The following is a 23,347-nucleotide window of genomic DNA, read 5'->3' as shown; positions in this document are numbered from 1 at the left end:
GCTTCCCTCGCCATCAGATGCTATTATTTAGGCACTTACTACTATGTCATTACCAGGAGAAAGCAATTTTATTTGATTGCAAGTCAAGAAGCAATTGCAATCACCTTTATACCTTACCAAGGACTCCCAATCATTGTAAAGGCTGACCAATAATAAGGATGGGAGAGGTTTTCATTACCTAGTTTAGCTAATTCGGGCGGCAATTCTAACTCCTTATTTAAGTTTGACAAAATTAAACGACCATTTTCAATGCGAACTTGACCTTTGATCATAGAAATTTGAGCCTGCCGCAAAGCTTCAGCTTTAATCGGCGCAACTTTCAAGTGATGGTAAAATTCAGCCATTAATGCTAAAGTGCCTTCATCGCTGACGTACCAAAGGCTAGCTAAAACTGACTTCACCCCTGCTTGCACAGCTAACCCCGCAAAGCCTAATTCAACGCCCTCATCACCCACAGCAGTTTTACAAGCGCTCAACACCAATAGCTCAACTTTAGGTGGCTGATTCCACCCTAGTTCGCGCACGCGATCAAGTGTGAGCCTGCGATCTGATAACTGAATGTAAGAATTGCTTGGTGATCCAGACTTAAACTCTCCGTGAGTGGCGAGGTGAATAATTCGATAGGGTCTGTCATTGCGCTGCGATTGAAGATTATTCAGAGTAAAGGTTTGGTTGAGGAAAGATTCGCCTTTCCATTCGGAGGCAATAGCGTTAAGTTCTGCCGGCACTGCTGGCAAGGGTTGGTTATTGGTAAATTGCGAGGCTCCCATTGCTAAAACTTCAGCATTTTTAACGCTTTCATAGTTAGTATCGGTCAAGTTGACGCTGGGAATGAGTCCGATGCTGTACTTTTCTACTAGAAATTGGGAACCGTCATGGAGAGCGGCTAAGGGGAGCGATCGCAACCCCGCATCCATACTAAAAACTAGCGTATCGATGCCCTGAGCTTTCAAATCAGCTTCCAAGGGAGCAATCATCCACTGGTAAAGTTGTTGAGATGCTGGCAAATAGCTATCAGTATTGATGTTTCTGGGATTAAGGAGTTCCGATCTGAAATTGGCGACGACTTGCATCAGAGTTTCGCGCCGGGCGGCGGGGATGCTTTTATGAATTGGGAGGCCCGTAGGGGGGACGATGATCAGGTCTAATTGTTCAGGGCGGGCTAAGGTGTAGATAATGGCTGGTTTTTTACCAGTTTGGCTAGCGATCGCTCTAATTCTTTGCTGTATGGCGGTAAAAGATTGCAAGTCCCGCCTGATTTCCTGGTTGACGTATGACCCCACTTGTTCGCTATAGAAGATATCGATAAAGAAACTGGCTTCAGAGATATCGCCTCTATCGATTAGTCGTGTGATATCGCTAAGGGTAACTATACTTAGAGGCGATGCCGTTTGGACAACTTCGCTTACCCAATCGGATCTGTAGTTAAAAAGAGATTCAATTCTATTAATGCTATTCAGGTTGCCAGATTGAGAGAGCGCATTGGTAATTGAGATATCCGGTAATGTCGTTTGTTCTGATATTGGAGATGACGCGGGTTCCGCTGTTGGTTGTGGTGTTGGAAATGGTGTTGGTTGTGGTGTTGGAGATGGTGTTGGTTGTGGTGTTGGAAATGGTGTTGGTTGTGGCGCGGGTTCCGCTGTTGGTTGTGGTGTTGGAGATGGTGTTGGTTGTGGTGTTGGAGATGGTGTTGGTTGTGGTGTTGGTTCCGGTGTTGGAGATGGTGTTGGTTCCGGTGTTGGAGATGGTGTCGGTTCCGGCGTTGGAGGTGGTGTTGGTTCCGGTGTTGAAGATGGTGTTGGTTCCGGTGTTGGAGATGGTGTTGGTTCCGGTGTTGGAGATGGTGTCGGTTCCGGTGTTGGAGATGGTGTCGGTTCCGGCGTTGAAGATGGTGTCGGTTCCGGCGTTGAAGATGGTGTCGGTTCCGGCGTTGACGATGGCGCGGAAGTAACGATCGCAATATTGCCCTGAGTGTAAGTGCTAGGTGGCACCGGCACCGCGAACTGTGGCGAAATTGTCTCGGAACCTGATGTAATGGCTCCCGTCGTCCCATTCGTTGTCGCATCGCCGACAATAAAAGGTGTAGTCGTGCTCCCCGCGTGGCGAATAGTAATCGCGCCGCCACTTGTGCCATTAGCGCTGGAAATGCTCACATTTATACCGTTACTATCTGTAAAAATGCCGCTGACTGTGAGCAAATTGCCAGCCGTGAGGTCAATACTGCCGCCAGTAGACTGAAGACTGCCTGTAACGGCGATGTCGCTGGCAGCTTTGAGAGTAATATTACCCCCAGAAGTCGCGATCGCATCCAGCGCAATGTCCCCTGCTGATTCCAAAATCACAGGCCCGCCTGCTGTCGAAATCGCTCCTACTCCGATGCTATTGCCCGAAGCAACACCGGGCGAAACAAAAAATGTCTCCCCTGCTGTCGTATTCGGCGGCACATTCGCAGCATTCGCCAGAGTCGAAACGCCCGATCGCAGAATTAAAGCTGCACTACCTGAAAGCACCGCCGCATCTGGATCAGCGGAACCTGACAAAGTAGTATCTGGCCCAGTGATACTAATATCTCCCGCCGCGATCGCCCCTTTTGCTTCTACCTTGAGTGAGGTTCCAGTATAATCCCCAAATCTCACATCTCCATCGGAGCGAATAATCGGGTCGTACAAACTCACAAAACTGCCACCGTTGCCAGACAATGTGAGAATACTTACATTACCTCCCGCAGCGAAGTGAGCATCACCGGAAACATTGCCATTGCTCAATAATGTGATATCCCCTGCGGATTGGAATGCAGCGTTAGGGTAATTTAGCGCGAAGATATCAATATTTTGATTACCTTGTATAGTAAGATTGCCGCCTGCGATCGCCCTGAAAGCGTTATTTCCATCCCTCACCCGCACCGTATCTCCTGCCAACAGATACAAATTGTTCTCAGTAAGTAGCTGGCTTTCTACCAAAGTGAGATTACGTGCTGCCGAGAGTGTAGCATTCTGACTATTAACAGTAGAACTAGCGATCGCCACATCCCCGCTTTCCACCCTCAAACCCCCCGTCAAAACCACATCTCCGGCACCATTAACGGAGATACCAGTAGCAGAGCTTCCACCTGCGCCCGCCAGCAATTGCGGAAGAGACAAAGGCAGAGATAATTGCCCATTCTGTGCCAACAATCCCCCGTCAACTACCCCTATTTCTAAACTTAATAAATGTCCTTGTTGACTAATCCGAACAGCATTTTCACCGGGAACAGCAGCGACAATAATATTACCTTGGGGAGCATTGAGGGAACCAGTGTTGACAACTGTGCCGCCAATTAAACTTATACTTTGTTCCGGCAAAACAGCTAAATTACCTGCATTGAGGATACTTCCCGGCTGGCTGAGATTAAAGTAAAAAGTGTTCGGAGTTCCTATCAGGGTACTGTAATCGTTCGCTCCGGCAACATTGAACCAACCCGAATCAAAACCGATGTTAGTAGCAGTAGTAGCTGTAAAAGCAGCCGGAAGATTCAAGCTAGCATTAGGGCCAAAGATCATGCCCGAAGGATTTATTAAAAACAGGTTGGAATTTCCGCCACTTACTTGAATTAAACCATTAATAATAGAAGGATTGCCGCCTACTACCCGTCCTAAAATGTTGCGAATAGCGGGATTAGAGATAAAATTAGCAATCTGCCCTTCGCTCAGCCCAAACTGTTGAAAACTGTGGAAAAGATTCGCTCCATCTCTAGAAGTTTGGCCGCCTGTAATATTCAAGCGATCGCCGCTAGGCGTGACAGTAGTGCCAGTGCGATCGGGTGCGGGAACAATGGGTTGTGCTTGTAACACCCCTGTATTGACAATAGTGGCTGCGATCGCTAGCATTGCAGCACCATGTATAGAAAAGAAGGCTAGTTTCATTAGCTTTTAGCTGGCAGAGCACGTATCTGACAATTATAACTTTAAGGTAGTGGCTGCTCAGTGCGGTCAACTGCGGCGCAGACTTAGCGATGAAGAACCTCGTCACCATCAGGGCGGTTGCTTTACCTTAAAATCACATTCTGCACCCTCAAATGTCACGATCGGTTTTTAAGCTGTTACGCATTTAAAATAGTATTGTAGGGTGCGTCAGCCCTATCTTGTTTCCCTTGCTTAGTAAGTGTTCTAGCTGACGCACCCTACAGGCCTCGTTAGCGGTTTAAATGTCGAACAGCTTACTTATTTTTATCCAGCAATAAAGCTATAATTTATAGCTTTATACCGTACATTGACTGATAAAAAACGTTTTAAAGCGATAATTTATTACTTTAAAAATAGAGTTTTCTGCATAATTATGCTGTGTCACACCCCAAGCAGCGTAATGTGGGCTGAAAATCAACGCAAAAGTGCGATCGACTGTTGAGGCAGCATACAAATTAGGCGATCGCAATCCGGGCACCTACAAGTATTTGCAGGCTGCTACCCGAAAAACTAAACATTTGTTAACAAACCTGATTTTTTCCTGTCTAAGGTGCTATTCTCTACACAAAGCTGGTGCGTTTTGACTTAGCGTTAATTTTTAGCAGAAAAATCAATATGCTCTCTATTGCAGGCGTTGCCGCCCAGACACTTCTCTATGAAAGTGCCAACTCTCTGGTTTACCGGGCGATTCGGGAAGCAGATAAAGGGCAGATTATTCTCAAACTTCTCAAAGAAAGCTACCCCACACCTCAAGAATTGCTACGCTACTAAGCTGTTCTGCATTTAAACTACACAGTCAAAATTTGATAAAGTTCTTGTGGGTTGGGCGTCTCGCCCGCACAAAAAATGCAATTTAGATGTAGAACAGCTTACACCGAATACCGCATCACCCAAGAGCTAAAAGAGCCAGGAATCGTGCAAGTTTATGACTTGCAAAAATACCAAAACAGCCTCGTGATTTTTGTGGAGGACTTTGGGGGGGGGAACTGAAGGAACGGTAGAAAGTGTGACTGTAAGTGAGAATTAGGTGGTGAAGGAAGGAGATGCGATCGCGCCGGATGTTATTACTCCTTACTTGCGCTGTGTATGAAAATTGCTGTACAATGTTTATATATATTCGTCGGAAAAAATAATTTTTCATGACCAAAGATATCAAGTCTCACAAAAATCAGACGACTATAGCTGACTGGCGACAAACTCCTGGCTACCTACATGAAGGTCGCTCTGATTTTGAATCTGCCCATATTTTGCTAGGCCGTTTCTTAGCAGATCGAACCTCTGAAGATCCATTGGATGAAAAAGAACTATTTGCTCAGGACGGGATTTTTGAGTGGGGACACGCGTTACCTTTAGAAAAAGTTATTAACTCACGGGAAGATTTAGAGTTTTTGTTAAAAAATCCTAATTTATACCGCAAGTCTATAACTATTATCGAACCTTGGGAACACGTAGGTATTAACGCTGTGGGCGAAGAGGTACGGGCTTCTAAAAACGTTGCCTATATTGCTCAAAAAGTTGCCGATATAGACTCTATATTGTTACCTGTTTGGTCTAGCGGTATCATCGATCCAGAAATAGTAATTCCGGCAATTACTTCGGGTTATGCAGTGATAGTGGAAGGCGGAGATCCGTCAACCTACGATGCTTCCACTTGGACAAGTCCGGTTTGTCCGCGAGAGGATATGTTTGCATTAGTGGAAAAATTACTGATTTCGCGATCGCCCACCAGTGCCACCGCCATCTTCATTTGTGTAGGACACCAATTAGCGGCTGAATGTCACATACGGCTGATTCGGCGAGCAGTCAAAGAAGTTCTCTCGCTGACTTCTTTGGAACGCGATCGCTCAGGCATGGCTCTGAAATCGTTGCAAGAGGTTTCACAGCGCATCGAAGCAATGGGCAAGAAACTCCAAGTCAAAAAGCGCGATGGAAAGGTGGTTGCTCGAGGTTGGAATGATGAACATTTTGTGGTGACGCGCAATGAATGTACAGAAGTTGGCGATCGCGTATTGTTGCCGTATCAGTCTCCAGATGGTGATGCCTTAAACATTCCTTGGGAACTCATCCATGCCCATGATGTCACCGCTGACGCGCATGAAGGAGTGATTGACACAACGATTCAATATGAGCGTGAAGTATCGATTTCGATGTTTCACTCAGATGAAGTCAACGAAGAAGCGATACTATTTGCGAACTGGTCTTATCGCAGTATTCATGATGCCATTGTTCCCTATCGGCACATCATTGCTGCCAGCGCTCTATCCTGGCTAATCCAACTGCCAGATGCCATTGAAATTCTCTGTTCCACAGCAGTTGATGGTGCCCTCGTTACAGAATGTTCGGCTACCTGCATTAACTACAAAGACTTTGAAACTAAGAAAATCCGACGCTCCTTTACCTGCCAATTTCATCCTGAGTTGCTTTCTGATTTGCGGGCGATCGGTAATTGTGAAGCTCCGTCTTATTCAACTTTAAAGAATGATGATGGCGTTCGCTTATTTGTAAGACTGCTATATGCAGGAATGCAGGAGTGACTATCGGTTGTTGCGATCGCCCGATACAGCCGACACCGAAGCCGCCGAGGGGCATTCCATCAAAGGGGCCATCGTCGAGATTGCTGGCGTAATTGTTGATAATTCTACTTCTAGGCAAGAACCCACACGGTTCTTGCCAAAAAACTAAACATTTGTTAACAAACCCAATTTTTTCCCTTTTCACGGGCTATTCTCTACACAAAGCTGGTGCGTTTTGACTTCGCGTTAATTTTTAGCAAAAAAATCAATATGCTCTCTATTGCAGGCGTTGCCGCCCAGACACTTCTTTACGAAAGTGCCAACTCTCTGGTTTACCGGGCAATTCGGGAAGCAGATAACCGGCCGATTATCCTCAAACTGCTCAAAGAAAGCTACCCCACACCTCAAGAATTGGTGCGCTACCGCACCGAATTCCGCATTACCCAACAGCTAAAAGAGCCAGGAATCGTGCAGGTTTATGACTTGCAAAAATACCAAAACAGCCTCGTGATGTTTGTGGAGGACTTTGGCGGCGAATCCTTGACAATTTGGATGCAGCAGCGCCAGTTTAGTCTCAAGGAGTTTCTGCAAATCGCGATCGCCACCACTGAAATTTTAGGGCAAATTCACCGTGCCAACATCATCCACAAAGATATTAACCCTTCTAATATTGTTTACAACCCGAAAACGGAACAATTAAAAATTATTGACTTTGGCATTTCCACTCAGCTAAGCCGAGAGACACCGATACTGACAAACCCCGGCGTTCTTGAAGGAACTCTCGCTTACATTTCACCGGAACAAACTGGCAGGATGAATCGCACTCTCGATTACCGCACTGACTTTTACTCCCTCGGTGTCACCTTCTACGAATTGCTAACAGGAAAACTTCCTTTTGACACAGAATATCCTTTAGAGTTGGTTCACTGCCATATTGCTAAACAACCAATTCCTCCCCACGAAATAGAGCCACAAATTCCCGTAATTGTATCTCAGATTGTCAGTACATTGATGGCGAAGAATGCGGAAAATCGCTATCAAACTGCCTTGGGAATAAAGCACGATTTAGAGATGTGTTTGATTCAATTACAAGCAACGGATAGCATAGAAGAATTTGACTTGGGAACGCGAGATATTACAGACCGTTTCCTGATTCCCGAAAAGTTATATGGCAGAGAAACTGAAGTTTCTAGTCTATTAGCTGCATTTGAACGAGTCAGTACAGGTAGCGCCGAAATGATGCTGGTAGCTGGCTTCTCTGGGATTGGGAAAACCGCCGTAGTGAACGAAGTCCATAAGCCGATTGCCAGACAGCGTGGCTATTTTATTAAAGGTAAATACGACCAATTTCAACGCAATATACCCTTCTCAGCATTTGTGCAAGCATTTCGCGAATTAATGGGTCAATTGTTATCAGAAAGCGATGCTCAATTACAAACATGGAAAGCCAAAATTTTGACGGCAGTAGGCGAGAGTGGGCAAGTCTTGATTGAGGTAATTCCTGAATTAGAACGCATCATTGGCGCTCAAAGTCCGGCACTAGAACTGTCGGGTACTGCCGCCCAAAATCGCTTTAATTTGCTGATGCAAAAATTTGTGCAAGTATTTACTCAAGCCGAACATCCCTTAGTGATGTTTTTGGACGATTTGCAGTGGGCAGATTCGGCATCTTTAAAGTTATTACAACTGTTGATGCAGGATAGGGGGTATCTGTTGGTGTTGGGTGCTTATCGGGATAATGAAGTGTCACCGACTCATCCGTTTATGTTGACGGTGGATGAGATTGTGAAGTCTGGGGCAGTGGTGAATACTATTACGCTGCAACCGTTAAGTTTAGCAGATATGAATCAGTTGGTAGCAGATACGCTGATTTGCGATTTATCTTTATCTCAACCCTTGACAGAATTGGTTTATCAAAAAACCAAAGGTAATCCATTTTTCTCTACTCAATTCCTCAAGGCGTTGCATGAAGAGGGTCAAATTATCTTTGACTGGGATGTACGGCATTGGCAGTGCGATATTGCTCAAGCTAGACTTACCCACGCCGATGATGTGGTGGAGTTTATGGCGCTGCAATTGCAGAAGTTGCCCAAAGAAACTCAGGAGGTTCTTAAACTGGCGGCTTGCATTGGGGCACAATTTGATTTAGAGACATTGGCAGTAGTCAGTGAAGAATTACCAGAACAAACGGCATCAGCACTTTGGAAAGCCTTGCAAGAAGGACTTATTTCACTGATTGCCGAAGGCTATAAATTTATTCAAATAGATGCTCAATCGCCTACTAATTATGTCGCCAATCCAACTTATCGGTTCCTGCACGATCGCGTCCAACAAGCAGCTTATTCCTTGATTCCCGACGACCAAAAACAGACAACTCATTACCAAATCGGGCAACTGCTACTGCAAGAAATTCCCTCAGAAGCAAGAGAAGACCGTATTTTTGAAATAGTCAATCAATTAAATTATGGAACTTCTTTAATTACTCAACAACCCCAACGAGATGAACTCGCACAACTTAACCTCATCGCCTGTCGCAAAGCCAGAACTGCCACCGCCTATCAAGCAGCGCGTGAATATGTCACAGTGGGATTGTCTTTGTTGGGAGACAATAATTGGCAACAGCTATACGAAATGACCCTCGCCTTCCATGAATTAGCGGCGGAAGTGGCAATGTTATGCGGTAACTTTGAGGTGATGGAACAGTTCATTGATACTGTCATTGAACAGGCACATTCCTTACTAGAAAAGGTTAATGTTTACTGCATTAGAATTCAATCGCATATTTCCCAAGGTAAATTGATTTCAGCGATCGCGATCGCCCAACCAGTCTTACAACAGCTTGGTGTCACCTTTCCTGAAACACCAACACCATCAGATCTGCAACAGGAAATCCAAGAGATTGAGGAACTCATTGGAGATAGGGAAATTGCCGATTTAGTTCACTTGCCGGAAATGAGGGATGCAGAAAAACTCGCTACTCTCAAGATTGTCAATATCATCAGCCCAGCAGCTTACCTCACTGGCTCAACGTTGTACTCATTGCTGAATACTTTGTCCGTTAAACTCTCGATTCAGTACGGTAACACATCGACTTCTACTTTCGGCTATGCGACCTATGGCAATATTCTCTGCAATTTCTTCCAACTCGTGGATACAGGAACGCAGTTTGGTTCTCTGGCACTTCAGATTATCTCAAAACTCGATGCCAAAGCCAGTAAGACAGAGATTTTGATGATTTTGGGGATACTTATTGTACACCGCAAATCTCACATTAAAGAAACACTACCCATGTTGCAAGATGGTTATACCTCTGCCCTAGAATTTGGAAACCTGGTAATGGCTGGATATAATGGGCACACTTTTTGTCTTAATTCTTTTTGGTGTAATCAATCCCTGGCTACCTTAGAGCAGGAAATTTGCGCTTACTGCCATAGTTTGATGCAAATAAATCAATTGACAACCGCAAATTATTGCCGGATCTATTGGCAACCTGTTTTAAATTTGCTAGGTCTTGCAGAACATCCCACCCTTTTGTCTGGGAAAGCCCTGGAAGAAACAGAATTTCTCCAGCAGCTACAATCTGCCAAGGATGGATATGGATTGTATATTTTCCATTTGTATAAACTGATGCTTTGTTTCTTGTTTGGAGAAATTGAGCCAGCGAAAAATCATGCTATTGAAGTCAGGCGCTATTTTATGGCTGGTGCGGGATTAGTCAGCGAACCAGTCTTTTATCTTTATGATTCTCTGCTGACTTTGGCACTATTGAATCCAGAGGTAGAGGAAACAGCAGAAGCATTGCAGAGTGTAACAGAAAACCAAACTCGGTTGCAGCACTGGGCGCACTATGCCCCAATGAATTATCAACATAAAGTTGATTTGGTAGAAGCCGAAAAATGTCGAGTGTTAGGACAAAAAGCCGAAGCCATTGAGTTATATGACAAGGCAACTTTGGGAGCTAAAGTTAACGAATATATCCAAGAAGAAGGTTTAGCAAATGAACTGGCAGCTAAATTTTATCTCAACTGGGGTAAAGAAAAACTTGCTCAAACATACATGATTGAGGCGTATTATTGTTATGCTCAATGGGGAGCAACTGCTAAGGTAAAAGATTTAGAAACGCGATATTCCCAATTATTGGCGGCAATTCAACCGGGAAGAAAAAACACTAAAGCTACCGCAAGAGGGACGACAACTGGTTCGGCATATAACTTAGATATCACCACAGTAATGAAAGCTTATCAGGCGATTTCCGGTGAAATAATGCTAGATAAGTTAATGTCTAGCTTGATGAAAATTTTGATGGAAAATGCAGGGGCGCAAAGAGGGTATCTAATTTTATCAAGCCAGGGAAAGCTGTTAATTGAAGCTGAAGGGACAATAAATTCCGAACTCGTCACTGTGTTGCAGTCAATCCCCATTGAAAATTGCCAAGAACTTTCCTCCGCAATTGTCAATTATGTGGCCCGCACTCAAGAAAGTATCGTACTAGATGATGCGGTTCGAGAGGGACAATTTACCAATGACCCCTACATCCAAAAGCATCAGCCCAAATCAATCTTATGCGTTCCGCTGATTAACCAATCTCAAATTATTAGTATTGTTTATCTAGAAAATAATCTGACAGCCGGAGCTTTTACGCCAGAAAGAGTGGAATTATTAAAACTGTTATCTGGACAGGCGGCGATCTCGATTCAAAATTCTAAGCTTTATACAGAAGTACGCGAGAATGAAAGAAAACTGACTCAATTCTTAGAAGCGATACCAGTTGGTATAGGAATCTTGGATGCTTCCGGAAAACCTTATTATACAAATCGCGTGGCACAGGATTTACTTGGCAAAGGAATCATAGCGGATGCTAGATCGGATCAAATAGCAGAAGTTTATCAAAACTATAAAGCGGGTACGGATGAGGAATATCCCGCTGCTGATTTGCCGATTGTGCGGGCGTTGAAGGGAGAAAGTGTCACCGCTGAGGATATGGAAATCCACCAAGGCGACAAGATTATTCCGATCGAGGCTTGGGGTACGCCAATTTATGATGAAAAGGACAACATTTCTTATGCAATGGTAGCCTTTCAAGATATCACAGAGCGTAAAAAAGCCGAAACAGAGCGCCTTAGATTTACCAATGAACTGTTCCAACTCAACAAAGCTTACGAGCGTTTTGTCCCCTCTCAATTTCTCCAGTTTTTAGGGAAATCAAGCATTATTGATGTGGAATTGGGCGACCAAGTGCAGTTGGAAATGTCAGTGTTGTTTTCCGACATTCGCGACTTCACTACGCTTTCGGAAAGCATGACGCCCGATGAAAATTTCAGATTTATCAATTCCTATCTTTCTCGCATGGAACCCGTCATCAATGAAAATAACGGGTTTATTGATAAATATATTGGCGATGCGATTATGGCGCTGTTTAGCGGCGATGCGGATAATGCGGTGAAAGCGGGAATTGCTATGCTGCACTGCCTGGTTGAATACAATCAAAATCGCGCTAATTCTGGCTATGCACCGATTCAGATTGGGATTGGCATCAATACTGGAACTTTGATGCTGGGAACGGTGGGCGGACAAAATCGCATGGACGGGACGGTAATTTCCGATGCTGTGAATTTAGCTTCTCGTGTGGAAAGTTTGACAAAAAATTATGGGGTGTCGCTGTTAATCACCCAGCCAACTTATGCGCGGCTGAAAAATCTATCCCAGTACACAATCCGCACTCTCGATACGGTAAAAGTCAAGGGAAAATCCGAAGCCGTGACGGTTTATGAGGTGTTTGATGCAGATTCGCCAGAAATTAAAGCGGGCAAGTTAGCTACGCTGGAATTGTTTGCCGAAGCCTTGGCAATTTATTCGGAAGGGAAGTTAGCTGAAGCGGGGCGGCTGTTTGCCGAGTGTTGGCGTCAGAATCAGGGCGATCGCGTGGCTAAAATTTATTGGGAACGCTGTCAGCAGCAGGCACTCTCTCCCCAATCGCAAACAGCCATAACTGATGCCAGCGACCCCGATTAGTTTTTCTCTGGGCGTGTCGTCGATCGGGAAGCACCGCGCCACCCGTGTCATTTTTACCCTAGCGATGTCGGTGGCAAGTAAAAGTTATTAACTTCAATATGAGATTTTAGCTCTCAGAAAGTGAGATTCCTAGATTGTTGCCTACTTGCAACAATCTTTCTTTTCCCACCACCACCACCCATCTAAAATCTACCAACTAGAAGCTAAAATTCTGCATCCTCATCATTTTCAGTCCGCAGCCACACCGAATCAGCATGAGAAGGAAGCCCCTCTGCTTGGGCCAAAACATTAATCGCCCTACTCACCTTCTTAAGTGCAGCGGGCGAATATTGAATCAAACTCGAATGCTTCATAAAAGTTTCGACACCCAGCGGCGACGCATAGCGCGGAGCCCCAGAAGTCGGCAAAGTGTGATTCGGGCCAGCCAAATAATCACCTACAGCTTCCGGCGTCGATAAGCCCAAGAAAATCGCCCCAGCGTGGCGAATTTGGTCGAGCAAAGCCCAGGGATCTGCAACTTGCAATTCCAAGTGTTCGGGCGCAAACTCGTTAGACAGTTCCGCCGCGGCTTTGAGCGAGTCAACTACCACGACTAAACCATAGTTGACGATCGCCTTTTCCGTTAAAGTCCGGCGCGGGTGATTTACCAGTTGTCGTTCCACCTCAGCCACCACCTTCCGAGCCAGCACCGAATCCGCCGTCAGCAAAATTGCCGACGCCATCGAATCGTGTTCAGCTTGAGCCAACATATCCGCAGCTACGTGTACAGGATTCGCCGAACCATCGGCAATAATCAACACCTCCGACGGGCCAGCCAGAGAATCGATCCCCACAGTCCCGTAAACCAGTTTTTTAGCAAGGGTGACGTAAATATTCCCCGGCCCAGTAATTAAATCCACCTTCGGAATAGTTTCCGTACCGTAGGCCAAAGCCGCGATCGCCTGAGCCCCGCCTACCCGATAAATCTCATCAACTCCCGCTTCCTGAGCCGCTACGAGCACCGCAGGATTCATTTTCTTCTCCTGTCCGGGGGGAGTACACATCACCAGTCTCGGAACCTTGGCGACCTTCGCAGGAACCGCATTCATGATCACCGAGCTGGGATAGGATGCCTGACCGCCAGGAATGTAGATTCCCGCTCGATCGACCGGTGTGTAGCGTTTGCCCAAAACAATCTCGTCATCACCAAACTGCACCCAAGACTTGGGTACGCGCTGTCGGTGAAACGCCTCTACCTGTTTGCAAGCTGTGCGGATTGCATTTAATAATTCTTTCGACACCTGTTGGTAAGCAGCATCCAATTCGGCGCCGCTCACCCGTAAATCTTCCACATTTAGGGTCATGCGGTCAAATTCAGCAGTGTAGTGCAGCACAGCCTTATCGCCTCTGCGCCTTACAGCTTGCAGCACCTCCCGCACGGTGGCTTCTTTGTGAACGACAAGTTCGTCATGGGTGCGATCGCAGATCCGTCGCAGTTCAGCTTGTGCCTCAACCCACTGAGTAATGATTCGCAGCATGGAGATTAGGAATGCCGTCAATAATTCACTAACATTTGCTTGACAATTGGGAATTTTTGTGGCGATATTCTGGAGAAGTCGGCGACCACCAGTCCACAAACTTAAACCGCGAGACTCGCGGCATTTTTCCCGCTTCAGTGCAGCGTTTAAATCTCTGTCGAGGATTTTGCCACACTGAGAACAAGTCACAATTTTCCTTAGAAATTGCCCGACAGAGAGCCGGGTGCGGAGGGAGAGGGTTGGAACGCAGAGGGGGAAAGTGTCCGAACCCGAGATTATCCGAAAGCGAGAGTGTCCGAGCGGGAGAATTTTGATTCTGCCTTCTACTTTCTACCTTCTGCTCCGGCTGCCTTCTACCTTCTACCTTCTACCTTCTACCTTTTGCCTTCTACCTTCGGTAAGTGCTTCGGCAAGAAGCCCAAATAACCCGTACTCTTTGTTATAGCTTAACTTGGATTTTTCAGGGAATGGGATTTTAAGCAGAATAGATGCTATATTGGTTTTTCCCACACTTGATAATTTTTTTATAAAAAAACGCCAAATTATTGTACAATCGAAAATTGCGCGCAAGAAACCGTGACTTTAACTGGTGACGGTGGGAACCCCGCAAAACGCCTCCTTAACACCCGTGTCCTACCTTTGGGTATCGTCAGGGTAAAAAATAGGCAGTTAAATGAGTCAATAAAAAATTATTGCGCGACGATCGTATTCGGGATCGATGCCAAAAAGTAGCCGCAGACTCAGCTCAATCTGAGCCAGTGGGTAGTAGCTGTCTGACTCAGCCTTTAAAAATCAAGCTTTTTGTGGCTCGCTCCTGAAAAGCTTGTCCTTCAAAATCCCCGTGTCTTTAGACTAGGGTCTATCAATGAATACCTACTTCCAGCAACTGAACTATGGCAAATATTAAGTCCGCCGTCAAACGAGTCAAAATCGCCGAACGCAACCGCTTGTACAACAAATCTTACAAGTCAGCGGTCAAAACCTTGATGAAGAAGTATTTCGCGGCCGTTGACAAGTACGCCGCAGCTCCGAGTCCTGAATTAATGCAAGAAGTGCAGCAGCGAATGTCTGAGGCCTTCAGCAAAATCGACAAAGCTGTCAAAAAAGGTGTACTCCACCGCAACAACGGCGCTCGCAAAAAGTCCCGCTTGGCAAGAACCCTCAAGCCGCACGAAACACAAGTAGCATCCTAAGACAGAAGGAAGTTCGGCAACGGATTATGTAACGGATTTAACGGATGTTGAGGGAAAAAGTCCGAGGGAAGTTCGGCAACGGATTGTGTAACGGATTTAACGGATGGATGAAAGAAGCAAGAGGGAAGATTTTCCCGATTCTCCAGATTCTCCCCCCTCTTCCCCTCTCCCCCTCTCCCATTCGCCCATGCAGCTCATCGACACTCACGTTCATATCAACTTTGAGACCTACAAATCTGAGTTAGAAGCCATTCGAGAACGCTGGCGCGAAGCTGGTGTAGTTCGGCTGGTTCATTCTTGTGTAGAGCCAGAAGAGTTTGCCGGCATTCAAGCAATCGCCAACCAGTTTGCAGAAGTCTCGTTTGCAGTGGGACTCCACCCTCTAGATGCCGACAAGTGGAAAGACGAGACGGCGAGCCAGATTAGGGAATTAGCGAATTCGGACTCTAGGGTAGTGGCGATCGGCGAAACCGGACTGGACTTTTATAAAGCTGACGATCGAGAACACCAGTTTAAAGTGTTTGAGGCACAGCTTGAAATCGCCCAGCAACTTGACAAACCAGTCATTATTCACTGTCGCGACGCCGCCGCCCCAATGGCCCAAATGCTGAGGAACTTTTGGCAAACACGCGGGCCAGTGCGCGGGGTCATGCACTGCTGGGGAGGTACGCCCGAAGAAACCCAGTGGTTTTTAGACCTAGGTTTCTACATCAGTTTTAGCGGAACAGTCACCTTTAAAAAAGCCTTGCAAATACAAGAATCAGCTTGTATGGTAAATAGCGATCGCATCCTAGTCGAGACAGATTGCCCTTTTCTCGCCCCCGTACCCCAGCGCGGAAAACGCAACGAACCCGCCTACGTCTACTACGTAGCCGAGCAAGTTGCTAAATTGAGAGGAGTTTCTCTCTTAACTTTGTCCCAGCAGACAACCGAAAATGCCTGTCAGCTATTCGGCTTTTCAGTTTAGCTTATTCAGAACAGAGAAAGGAGGAAAACAGGTAGAGTTAGGGGCAAGCAGTAGGGATAATCCCATCTATATGCCGTTATAAAAACCGAATTCATCCTTTATTTGAGATTCTTTTGGCGTTGCCTGCTGCGATCGGATTTGCGTCCTATAATAAAAGAACCGACCGATCGGGCGTTGGCTTAGTATCCGCGACTGCGATGTCGCCCCGGAACTACCAACACAACGCGAGTACGCTAACCTTCGGGATCGGTCAAAACTTCACGCAATACCTCAAACTTACACACTCAAACTTACACATCAGAAGAAACTTGGAACCTCAGCAATTTGGCAATAGCTGTCAAGTGAATTTTAGAAGTCAAAAGTGTAGGGGATTTACCCTTAAACACCACGAGATGAAAGCTAAAAGCATCTCAATCGAAACCAAAATCCGCACAAAAACACTGCGAGCCACCAGCAAAAATAACCGTTGTAGCAGTTGGTAGGCGATCGAAAACATCATATAAATTCTCTCACACAATCAATCAAAAAAACGCAACAAGGTAAAAAAGCCCAGCCTTGGCGCCATGTAAAAAGCTAGAGCCACTGCGGAAAAAGGATACCCATGACCACTAAAGATTACACAGAATTCGCCTTCACCTTGCCCGATTTGATCGAAATCCAGCGGGCAAGTTTTCGCTGGTTCCTAGAAGCCGGGCTGATCGAAGAACTCGATAGCTTCTCTCCGATTACAGACTACACGGGGAAGCTGGAACTTCACTTCATGGGCAAAGACTTCAAACTCAAGCGCCCAAAATACGATGTGGACGAAGCAAAGCGCCGGGACAGCACCTATTCGGTGCAAATGTATGTACCCACCCGCCTGATTAACAAAGAAACAGGGGAAATCAAAGAACAAGAAGTCTTCATCGGCGACTTGCCCTTGATGACCGAGCGCGGTACTTTCATTATCAACGGCGCGGAACGGGTGATTGTCAACCAAATCGTGCGATCGCCCGGAGTGTACTACAAATCGGAAACCGACAAAAACGGCCGCCGTTCGTATAACGCCTCCCTGATCCCCAACCGCGGCGCTTGGCTGAAATTTGAAACAGACAAAAACGATTTAGTCTGGGTAAGAATCGACAAAACCCGCAAACTATCGGCTCAGGTGCTGCTCAAAGCTTTGGGACTCACAGACGGCGAAATCTACGATTCCCTGCGCCACCCAGAATACTTCCAGAAAACGATCGAGAAAGAAGGACAATTCGGCGAAGAAGAAGCTTTGATGGAGCTCTACCGCAAACTCCGTCCCGGCGAACCCCCCACCGTAGCGGGGGGAGAACAGCTCCTCAACTCGCGCTTTTTCGACCCCAAACGCTACGATTTGGGTCGAGTCGGTCGCTACAAACTCAACAAAAAATTGCGCTTGACAGTCCCCGATACCATGCGGGTGCTGACATCGCAAGATATCTTGACGGCGATCGACTACTTAATTAACCTCGAATTTGACATCGGCTCGACAGACGACATCGACCACTTAGGCAACCGCCGCGTCCGCAGTGTCGGAGAACTGCTGCAAAACCAAGTGCGCGTCGGCCTCAACCGCTTAGAACGGATCATCCGCGAAAGAATGACCGTCTCGGATGCCGACTCCCTCAGCCCCGCTTCTCTGGTCAACCCCAAACCGCTGGTAGCAGCAATCAAGGAATTCTTCGGTTCCTCCCAGCTATCGCAGTTCATGGATCAAACCAACCCTCTAGCAGAACTGACTCACAAACGCCGGCTTTCGGCTTTGGGGCCTGGAGGTTTGACACGGGAACGCGCCGGGTTTGCGGTGCGGGACATTCACCCGTCCCACTACGGCCGGATTTGCCCGATCGAAACACCAGAAGGCCCCAACGCCGGTCTGATCGGTTCCTTGGCAACCCACGCCCGCGTCAACCCCTACGGCTTCATTGAAACTCCTTTTTATCCCGTAGAAAAAGGACGGGTGCTGCGCGACAAAGCCCCCGTTTACATGACAGCCGATGAAGAAGACGATTTGCGCGTCGCCCCCGGAGACATCAGCCTCGACGAAGACAACAACCTCTTGGGCGAAACCGTAGCCGTCCGCTACCGCCAAGAATTTACTACCACCACTCCGATGCAGGTGGACTACATGGCGATTTCGCCGGTGCAAATCGTCTCCGTCGCGACATCCCTGATTCCGTTCCTGGAACACGACGACGCCAACCGAGCTCTGATGGGATCGAATATGCAGCGGCAAGCTGTGCCGCTGCTGAAACCAGAACGGCCCCTAGTCGGTACGGGCTTGGAAGCTCAGGCGGCCCGAGATTCCGGGATGGTTGTGGTTTCCCGGATCGACGGCGAGGTGATTTACATCGACGCCACCCGGATTATTGTCAAACCCCTGGCTGTAGATGCCGAATCGAATTCCAGCGAAGAACATTTCCTGATTCGGGAGTACGACGACCTCAAAGTCAAACAGCCCTCGGTTTGGAAGCAAAAATATGCTGGCTGCATCGAACACGAACTCCAAAAATATCAGCGTTCTAACCAGGATACTTGCTTAAATCAGCGTCCTTTGATTTATGAGGGCGATCGAGTTGTTGCCGGTCAAGTGCTCGCTGACGGTTCCTCCACCGAAGGGGCAGAACTCGCTCTGGGTCACAACATCCTTGTAGCTTATATGCCTTGGGAAGGCTACAACTACGAAGACGCGATGCTAATTAGCGAGCGTTTGGTGTACGAAGATGTGTACACTTCGATCCACATTGAAAAATACGAAATCGAAGCCCGCCAAACCAAACTCGGCCCGGAAGAAATCACCCGCGAAATTCCTAACGTCGGCGAAGACGCGCTGCGCCAGCTAGACGAACAGGGCATTATCCGCAAAGGTGCTTGGGTAGAAGCCAGCGACATTTTGGTCGGCAAAGTAACTCCCAAAGGCGAATCCGACCAACCGCCGGAAGAAAAACTGCTGAGGGCAATCTTCGGGGAAAAAGCCCGCGACGTGCGCGACAATTCCCTCCGCGTCCCTAACGGCGAAAAAGGCCGCGTGGTGGACGTGCGGGTGTTTACCCGCGAACAGGGCGACGAACTGCCCCCCGGTGCCAACATGGTCGTCCGCGTCTACGTAGCTCAAAAGCGGAAGATTCAAGTCGGCGACAAAATGGCAGGCCGCCACGGGAATAAGGGTATTGTGTCCCGGATTCTGCCGATGGAGGATATGCCTTATTTGCCCGACGGGACTCCTGTTGACATAGTGCTCAATCCCTTGGGCGTACCGTCGCGGATGAACGTGGGTCAAATCTTCGAGTGTTTGCTGGGCTGGGCCGGCGAAAATCTGTCGATGCGGTTCAAAATGGTTCCCTTCGACGAAATGCACGGGGCCGAAAAGTCTCGCGAAACGGTTCACGGCAAGTTACAGGAGGCGCGGGAAAAAACTGGTAAGCCGTGGGTGTTTAATGAAAAGCATCCGGGCAAGACTATAGTCTACGACGGCAGAACTGGGGAGGCGTTCGATCGACCAATTACAGTCGGCATCGCTTATATGCTCAAACTCGTCCACTTGGTAGATGACAAAATTCACGCCCGCAGCACGGGGCCTTACTCGCTGGTAACGCAGCAGCCTTTGGGCGGCAAGGCGCAGCAGGGGGGACAGCGGTTCGGAGAAATGGAAGTCTGGGCCTTGGAAGCCTTTGGCTGCGCTTACACCTTGCAAGAACTGCTGACTGTGAAGTCGGACGATATGCAGGGCCGAAACGAGGCTTTGAATGCCATTGTCAAGGGCAAAGCCATCCCCAGGCCGGGAACGCCGGAATCTTTCAAGGTGCTGATGCGGGAGTTGCAGTCTTTGTGCTTGGATATTGCCGTGCACAAGGTGAATACGTCCGACGAGGGCAGCGAACACGTTGAGGTGGATTTGATGGCGGATGCTGGGGGTCGGCGATCGCCCTCCCGGCCTACTTACGAGTCGCTTTCTCGCGACGAAGACGAAGATTAGGGATTTTAGATTTTAGATTTTTTGGCAACATTTAATCTAAAATCTTTAATCGACAATCTCCAATGAAAATGCCTCAGCAGTGTTCGTACCACTGTTGAGGCGAATCAACGCTCTAAAAGGGAGAGCCGCTGACATGACTATTGTAACAGTTATCCCCGGAATTGAAGGAGAATTCGATCGGGAGACAGGCTGTATTAATTGGCAAGGCAGTAGGTTGAAAAACGGTTACGGGCGTAAGTGGATCGATGGCAAAACGGTATTAGTCCACCGATTAGTCCTCGAATCAAAAATAGCAGGATTCCTCGATTCCGCTTATTTTGCTTGCCACACCTGCGATAACCGAAGCTGCATCAACCCGGAACATCTCATAGCAGGATCGGCTGCTGAGAATACCGGACAGATGATGGGGCGCGATCCTCTTCGAGGGCTGCGCGATCGCAAAACTCCCAGACGCAAAAGTATTCCGGGAATTGATAAATTGTCGATCGCACAACTGCGAGAAATTCAGACTAAATATTTATCTGGAAAAGTCAAGAACCACCTAGCAAAAAAGTATGGGGTACAACATGAAACTATTACTAAGATCGTTCAGACAAATATACCCGATAACTTCACCACAGTTTCCCCACGTTTTTTAGGAGAAATTCAAGACAACGGCTGCATAATTTTTCAAGGCGGAAAAGATGGTTCAGGCTATGGCAGATACTGGAAAAATGGGAAGTTGAAATCAGTTACTCGTGCTGTTTTAGCAGAGAAATTAGGATATGAACTTTCCACTTATATGGATGCTTGTCATACTTGCGATACTCCCAGTTGTATTAATCCAGAACACCTCTGGGCTGGTACTCGCACTCAGAATTTATTAGATGCTTCCAAAAAAGGACGCACCCAAGGAAAAAGTCATCCCCTTTCCAATGCCAAATTAGACTGGGAAAAAGTGCGAGAAATCCGGCAAAAACTAGCAGCAGGAGAGAGAATGAAGGATCTAGCTGAAGCATACAGCGTAAATCCCATAACTATACACAATATTAAGTATCACCTGACTTGGAAGGACGCAGGCGAAGAGGTTCCGATTCGTCGCATGGGTGGATATCTCGATCGCCAACTGACTTTTGCTCAAGCAGAGGATGTGCGAGAACGAATTAAAGCTGGAGAATCCATCCCTAATATTGCTCTGGAATTTGGATTGTCCAGAAGTGTCATTTATGATATCAAAAATAATGTCACATATAAAGGAGTCTGAGATTGATTTAATCACCAAAGAATCAAGCAAAGAAGATAAATTACAGCACCAAATAATTTCAAGTAAATCATCAATTGGAGTCAAGAATGGCTAAGATAGAACAACGATTTGATTACGTAAAGATTGGGTTAGCTTCACCAGAAAGAATTCGACAATGGGGAGAGAGAACTTTACCCAACGGTCAGATAGTGGGCGAGGTTTTGAAACCGGAAACAATTAATTACCGGACTTTAAAACCTGAAATGGATGGCTTGTTTTGCGAGCGAATTTTTGGGCCTGCAAAAGATTGGGAATGTCATTGTGGCAAGTACAAACGAGTTCGCCATAGAGGCATTGTTTGCGAACGCTGCGGTGTTGAAGTCACTGAATCTCGCGTGCGCCGTCACCGCATGGGATTTATCAAATTAGCGGCTCCGGTAGCTCACGTTTGGTATCTCAAAGGCATCCCGAGTTACATGGCAATTCTGTTAGATATGCCCCTGCGAGATGTCGAACAAATCGTCTATTTCAATGCCTACGTCGTGCTGAATGCCGGTAATGCAGAGAAGCTGCAATACAAGCAATTGCTGACAGAAGATGCTTGGTTGGAAATAGAAGACGAACTTTACAGCGAAGATTCCACACTCACAGGTGTAGAGGTGGGGATTGGTGCTGAAGCTTTGCAAGTCTTGCTGCAAAACATTCCCCTAGAAAGCGAAGCCGAAAAGCTGCGGGAAGATATTGCCAATGCTAAAGGTCAAAAACGGGCGAAGTTAATTAAACGCTTGCGGGTAATTGACAACTTCATCGCCACCGGTTCCCATCCCGACTGGATGGTACTCAACGTCATTCCGGTGATTCCCCCGGACTTGCGGCCGATGGTGCAGCTAGACGGCGGGCGTTTTGCAACCAGCGACCTCAACGACCTGTACCGCAGAGTCATCAACCGCAACAACCGCTTGGCCAGACTGCAAGAAATTCTGGCGCCGGAGATCATCATCCGCAACGAAAAGCGGATGCTGCAAGAAGCAGTGGATGCCCTGATCGACAACGGTCGCCGGGGCCGCACAGTCGTGGGGGCAAACAACCGCCCGCTGAAGTCGCTGTCGGACATCATTGAAGGGAAACAAGGCCGCTTCCGGCAAAACTTGCTGGGGAAACGGGTTGACTACTCCGGGCGTTCCGTGATTGTCGTGGGGCCGAAGCTGAAGATTCACCAGTGCGGTTTGCCGAGGGAAATGGCGATCGAACTTTTCCAGCCCTTCGTCATCCACCGCCTGATCCGCCAAGGATTGGTCAACAACATCAAAGCCGCCAAAAAACTGATAACCCGCAACGACGAAAGCGTTTGGGAAGTGCTTCAAGAAGTGATTGAAGGCCACCCGGTAATGCTCAACCGAGCTCCCACCCTGCACCGTTTGGGGATACAAGCCTTTGAGCCGATATTGGTAGACGGGAGGGCGATTCAGCTTCACCCGCTAGTTTGTCCGGCCTTTAACGCCGACTTTGACGGCGACCAAATGGCCGTTCACGTGCCTTTGTCTCTGGAATCTCAGGCAGAAGCCCGGTTGCTGATGCTGGCTTCTAACAACATTATGTCGCCGGCAACCGGAAGACCGATCGTTACTCCTTCTCAAGACATGGTGCTCGGTTGCTATTACTTGACAGCGGAAAATCTTGACGCTCAAAAAGGGGCGGGTCGCTATTTCTCGAACTTTAAGGACGCGGTTGTAGCTTACGAACAAGGAGTGATCGACTTGCACTCTTACGTGTGGGTGAGGTTTACCGGGAAAGTTGAAAACGTAGAACCGGAAGGGGAACCCCTTGCAGTCTCGGTTTCGGCAGACGGTAAAGTGGTGACGAAAGAATACAAGTTCCGCCGTCTGAGAGAAGACGCAGAGGGCAAGCCTCTAGTTCAGTTCATTCGCACTACTCCGGGCAGGATTATCTATCACCAAACGATCGAATCGGTAATTAACAACTAGGAAATGGTTCAG

At 47.3% G+C, this 23,347-nt stretch carries 12 protein-coding genes; 10 read left to right on the top strand and 2 right to left on the bottom strand.

Translation table 11 applies throughout. The features are described 5' to 3' along the window. Positions 1–113 precede the first annotated feature (113 nt). A complete protein-coding gene (locus QUB70_RS12305; RefSeq protein ID WP_442927776.1) occupies positions 114–3,866 on the bottom strand; it encodes a CHAT domain-containing protein in 3,753 nt (1,250 codons plus the stop codon). A 690-nt stretch (positions 3,867–4,556) separates the two neighbouring features. Here QUB70_RS12305 and QUB70_RS12300 point away from each other — a divergent pair. The 5 genes from QUB70_RS12300 to QUB70_RS12280 all read left to right on the top strand — a co-directional run bounded on the left by QUB70_RS12300 (position 4,557) and on the right by QUB70_RS12280 (position 12,466). Further along, positions 4,557–4,712 (top strand): hypothetical protein, encoded by a 156-nt coding sequence (locus tag QUB70_RS12300; RefSeq protein WP_332980607.1) that lies wholly within the window; start codon positions 4,557–4,559, stop codon positions 4,710–4,712. 75 nt (positions 4,713–4,787) lie between these two features. Further along, positions 4,788–4,931: a hypothetical protein gene (locus QUB70_RS12295; protein ID WP_332980605.1), complete on the top strand. Its 144-nt coding sequence runs from the start codon at positions 4,788–4,790 to the stop codon at positions 4,929–4,931. A gap of 149 nt (positions 4,932–5,080) precedes the next feature. Beyond that, positions 5,081–6,475, top strand: coding sequence for a hypothetical protein (locus QUB70_RS12290; RefSeq protein WP_332980604.1), 1,395 nt, complete (start codon positions 5,081–5,083; stop codon positions 6,473–6,475). Next, positions 6,456–6,623: a hypothetical protein gene (locus QUB70_RS12285; protein ID WP_332980614.1), complete on the top strand. Its 168-nt coding sequence runs from the start codon at positions 6,456–6,458 to the stop codon at positions 6,621–6,623. The genes QUB70_RS12290 and QUB70_RS12285 overlap by 20 nt, the downstream gene beginning before the upstream one ends. Before the next feature lie 101 nt (positions 6,624–6,724). After that, on the top strand, positions 6,725–12,466 hold the full coding sequence (locus QUB70_RS12280) for an AAA family ATPase (RefSeq protein ID WP_332980603.1): 5,742 nt from the start codon (positions 6,725–6,727) through the stop codon (positions 12,464–12,466). Between the two features lie 203 nt (positions 12,467–12,669). Here QUB70_RS12280 and hisD read toward each other — a convergent pair whose 3' ends face one another. After that, positions 12,670–13,983, bottom strand: a complete 1,314-nt coding sequence (gene hisD / locus QUB70_RS12275) for a histidinol dehydrogenase (RefSeq protein ID WP_332980613.1) — start codon at positions 13,981–13,983, stop codon at positions 12,670–12,672. Between the two features lie 893 nt (positions 13,984–14,876). Between hisD and rpsT the strand changes: the two genes are divergently transcribed. The 5 genes from rpsT to QUB70_RS12250 all read left to right on the top strand — a co-directional run bounded on the left by rpsT (position 14,877) and on the right by QUB70_RS12250 (position 23,335). Further along, a complete protein-coding gene (rpsT, locus tag QUB70_RS12270; RefSeq protein WP_332980602.1) occupies positions 14,877–15,176 on the top strand; it encodes a 30S ribosomal protein S20 in 300 nt (99 codons plus the stop codon). A 187-nt stretch (positions 15,177–15,363) separates the two neighbouring features. Beyond that, positions 15,364–16,143, top strand: coding sequence for a TatD family hydrolase (locus tag QUB70_RS12265; protein WP_332954891.1), 780 nt, complete (start codon positions 15,364–15,366; stop codon positions 16,141–16,143). A 601-nt stretch (positions 16,144–16,744) separates the two neighbouring features. Beyond that, positions 16,745–20,128, top strand: a complete 3,384-nt coding sequence (gene rpoB / locus QUB70_RS12260; protein ID WP_332980601.1) for a DNA-directed RNA polymerase subunit beta — start codon at positions 16,745–16,747, stop codon at positions 20,126–20,128. A gap of 133 nt (positions 20,129–20,261) precedes the next feature. Beyond that, positions 20,262–21,371 carry an HNH endonuclease gene (locus QUB70_RS12255; protein WP_332980600.1) on the top strand — a complete coding sequence of 370 codons (1,110 nt, stop codon included), beginning with the start codon at positions 20,262–20,264 and terminating at the stop codon, positions 21,369–21,371. An 86-nt stretch (positions 21,372–21,457) separates the two neighbouring features. Then, positions 21,458–23,335, top strand: coding sequence for a DNA-directed RNA polymerase subunit gamma (locus QUB70_RS12250; protein WP_332980598.1), 1,878 nt, complete (start codon positions 21,458–21,460; stop codon positions 23,333–23,335). Positions 23,336–23,347: the final 12 nt, after the last annotated feature.

This window comes from Microcoleus sp. A003_D6 (assembly GCF_036702825.1).
GTDB lineage: Bacteria > Cyanobacteriota > Cyanobacteriia > Cyanobacteriales > Microcoleaceae > Microcoleus.
Note: the sequence above shows the minus strand (reverse complement) of the source record. Positions and strands in the feature narration are given on the sequence as shown.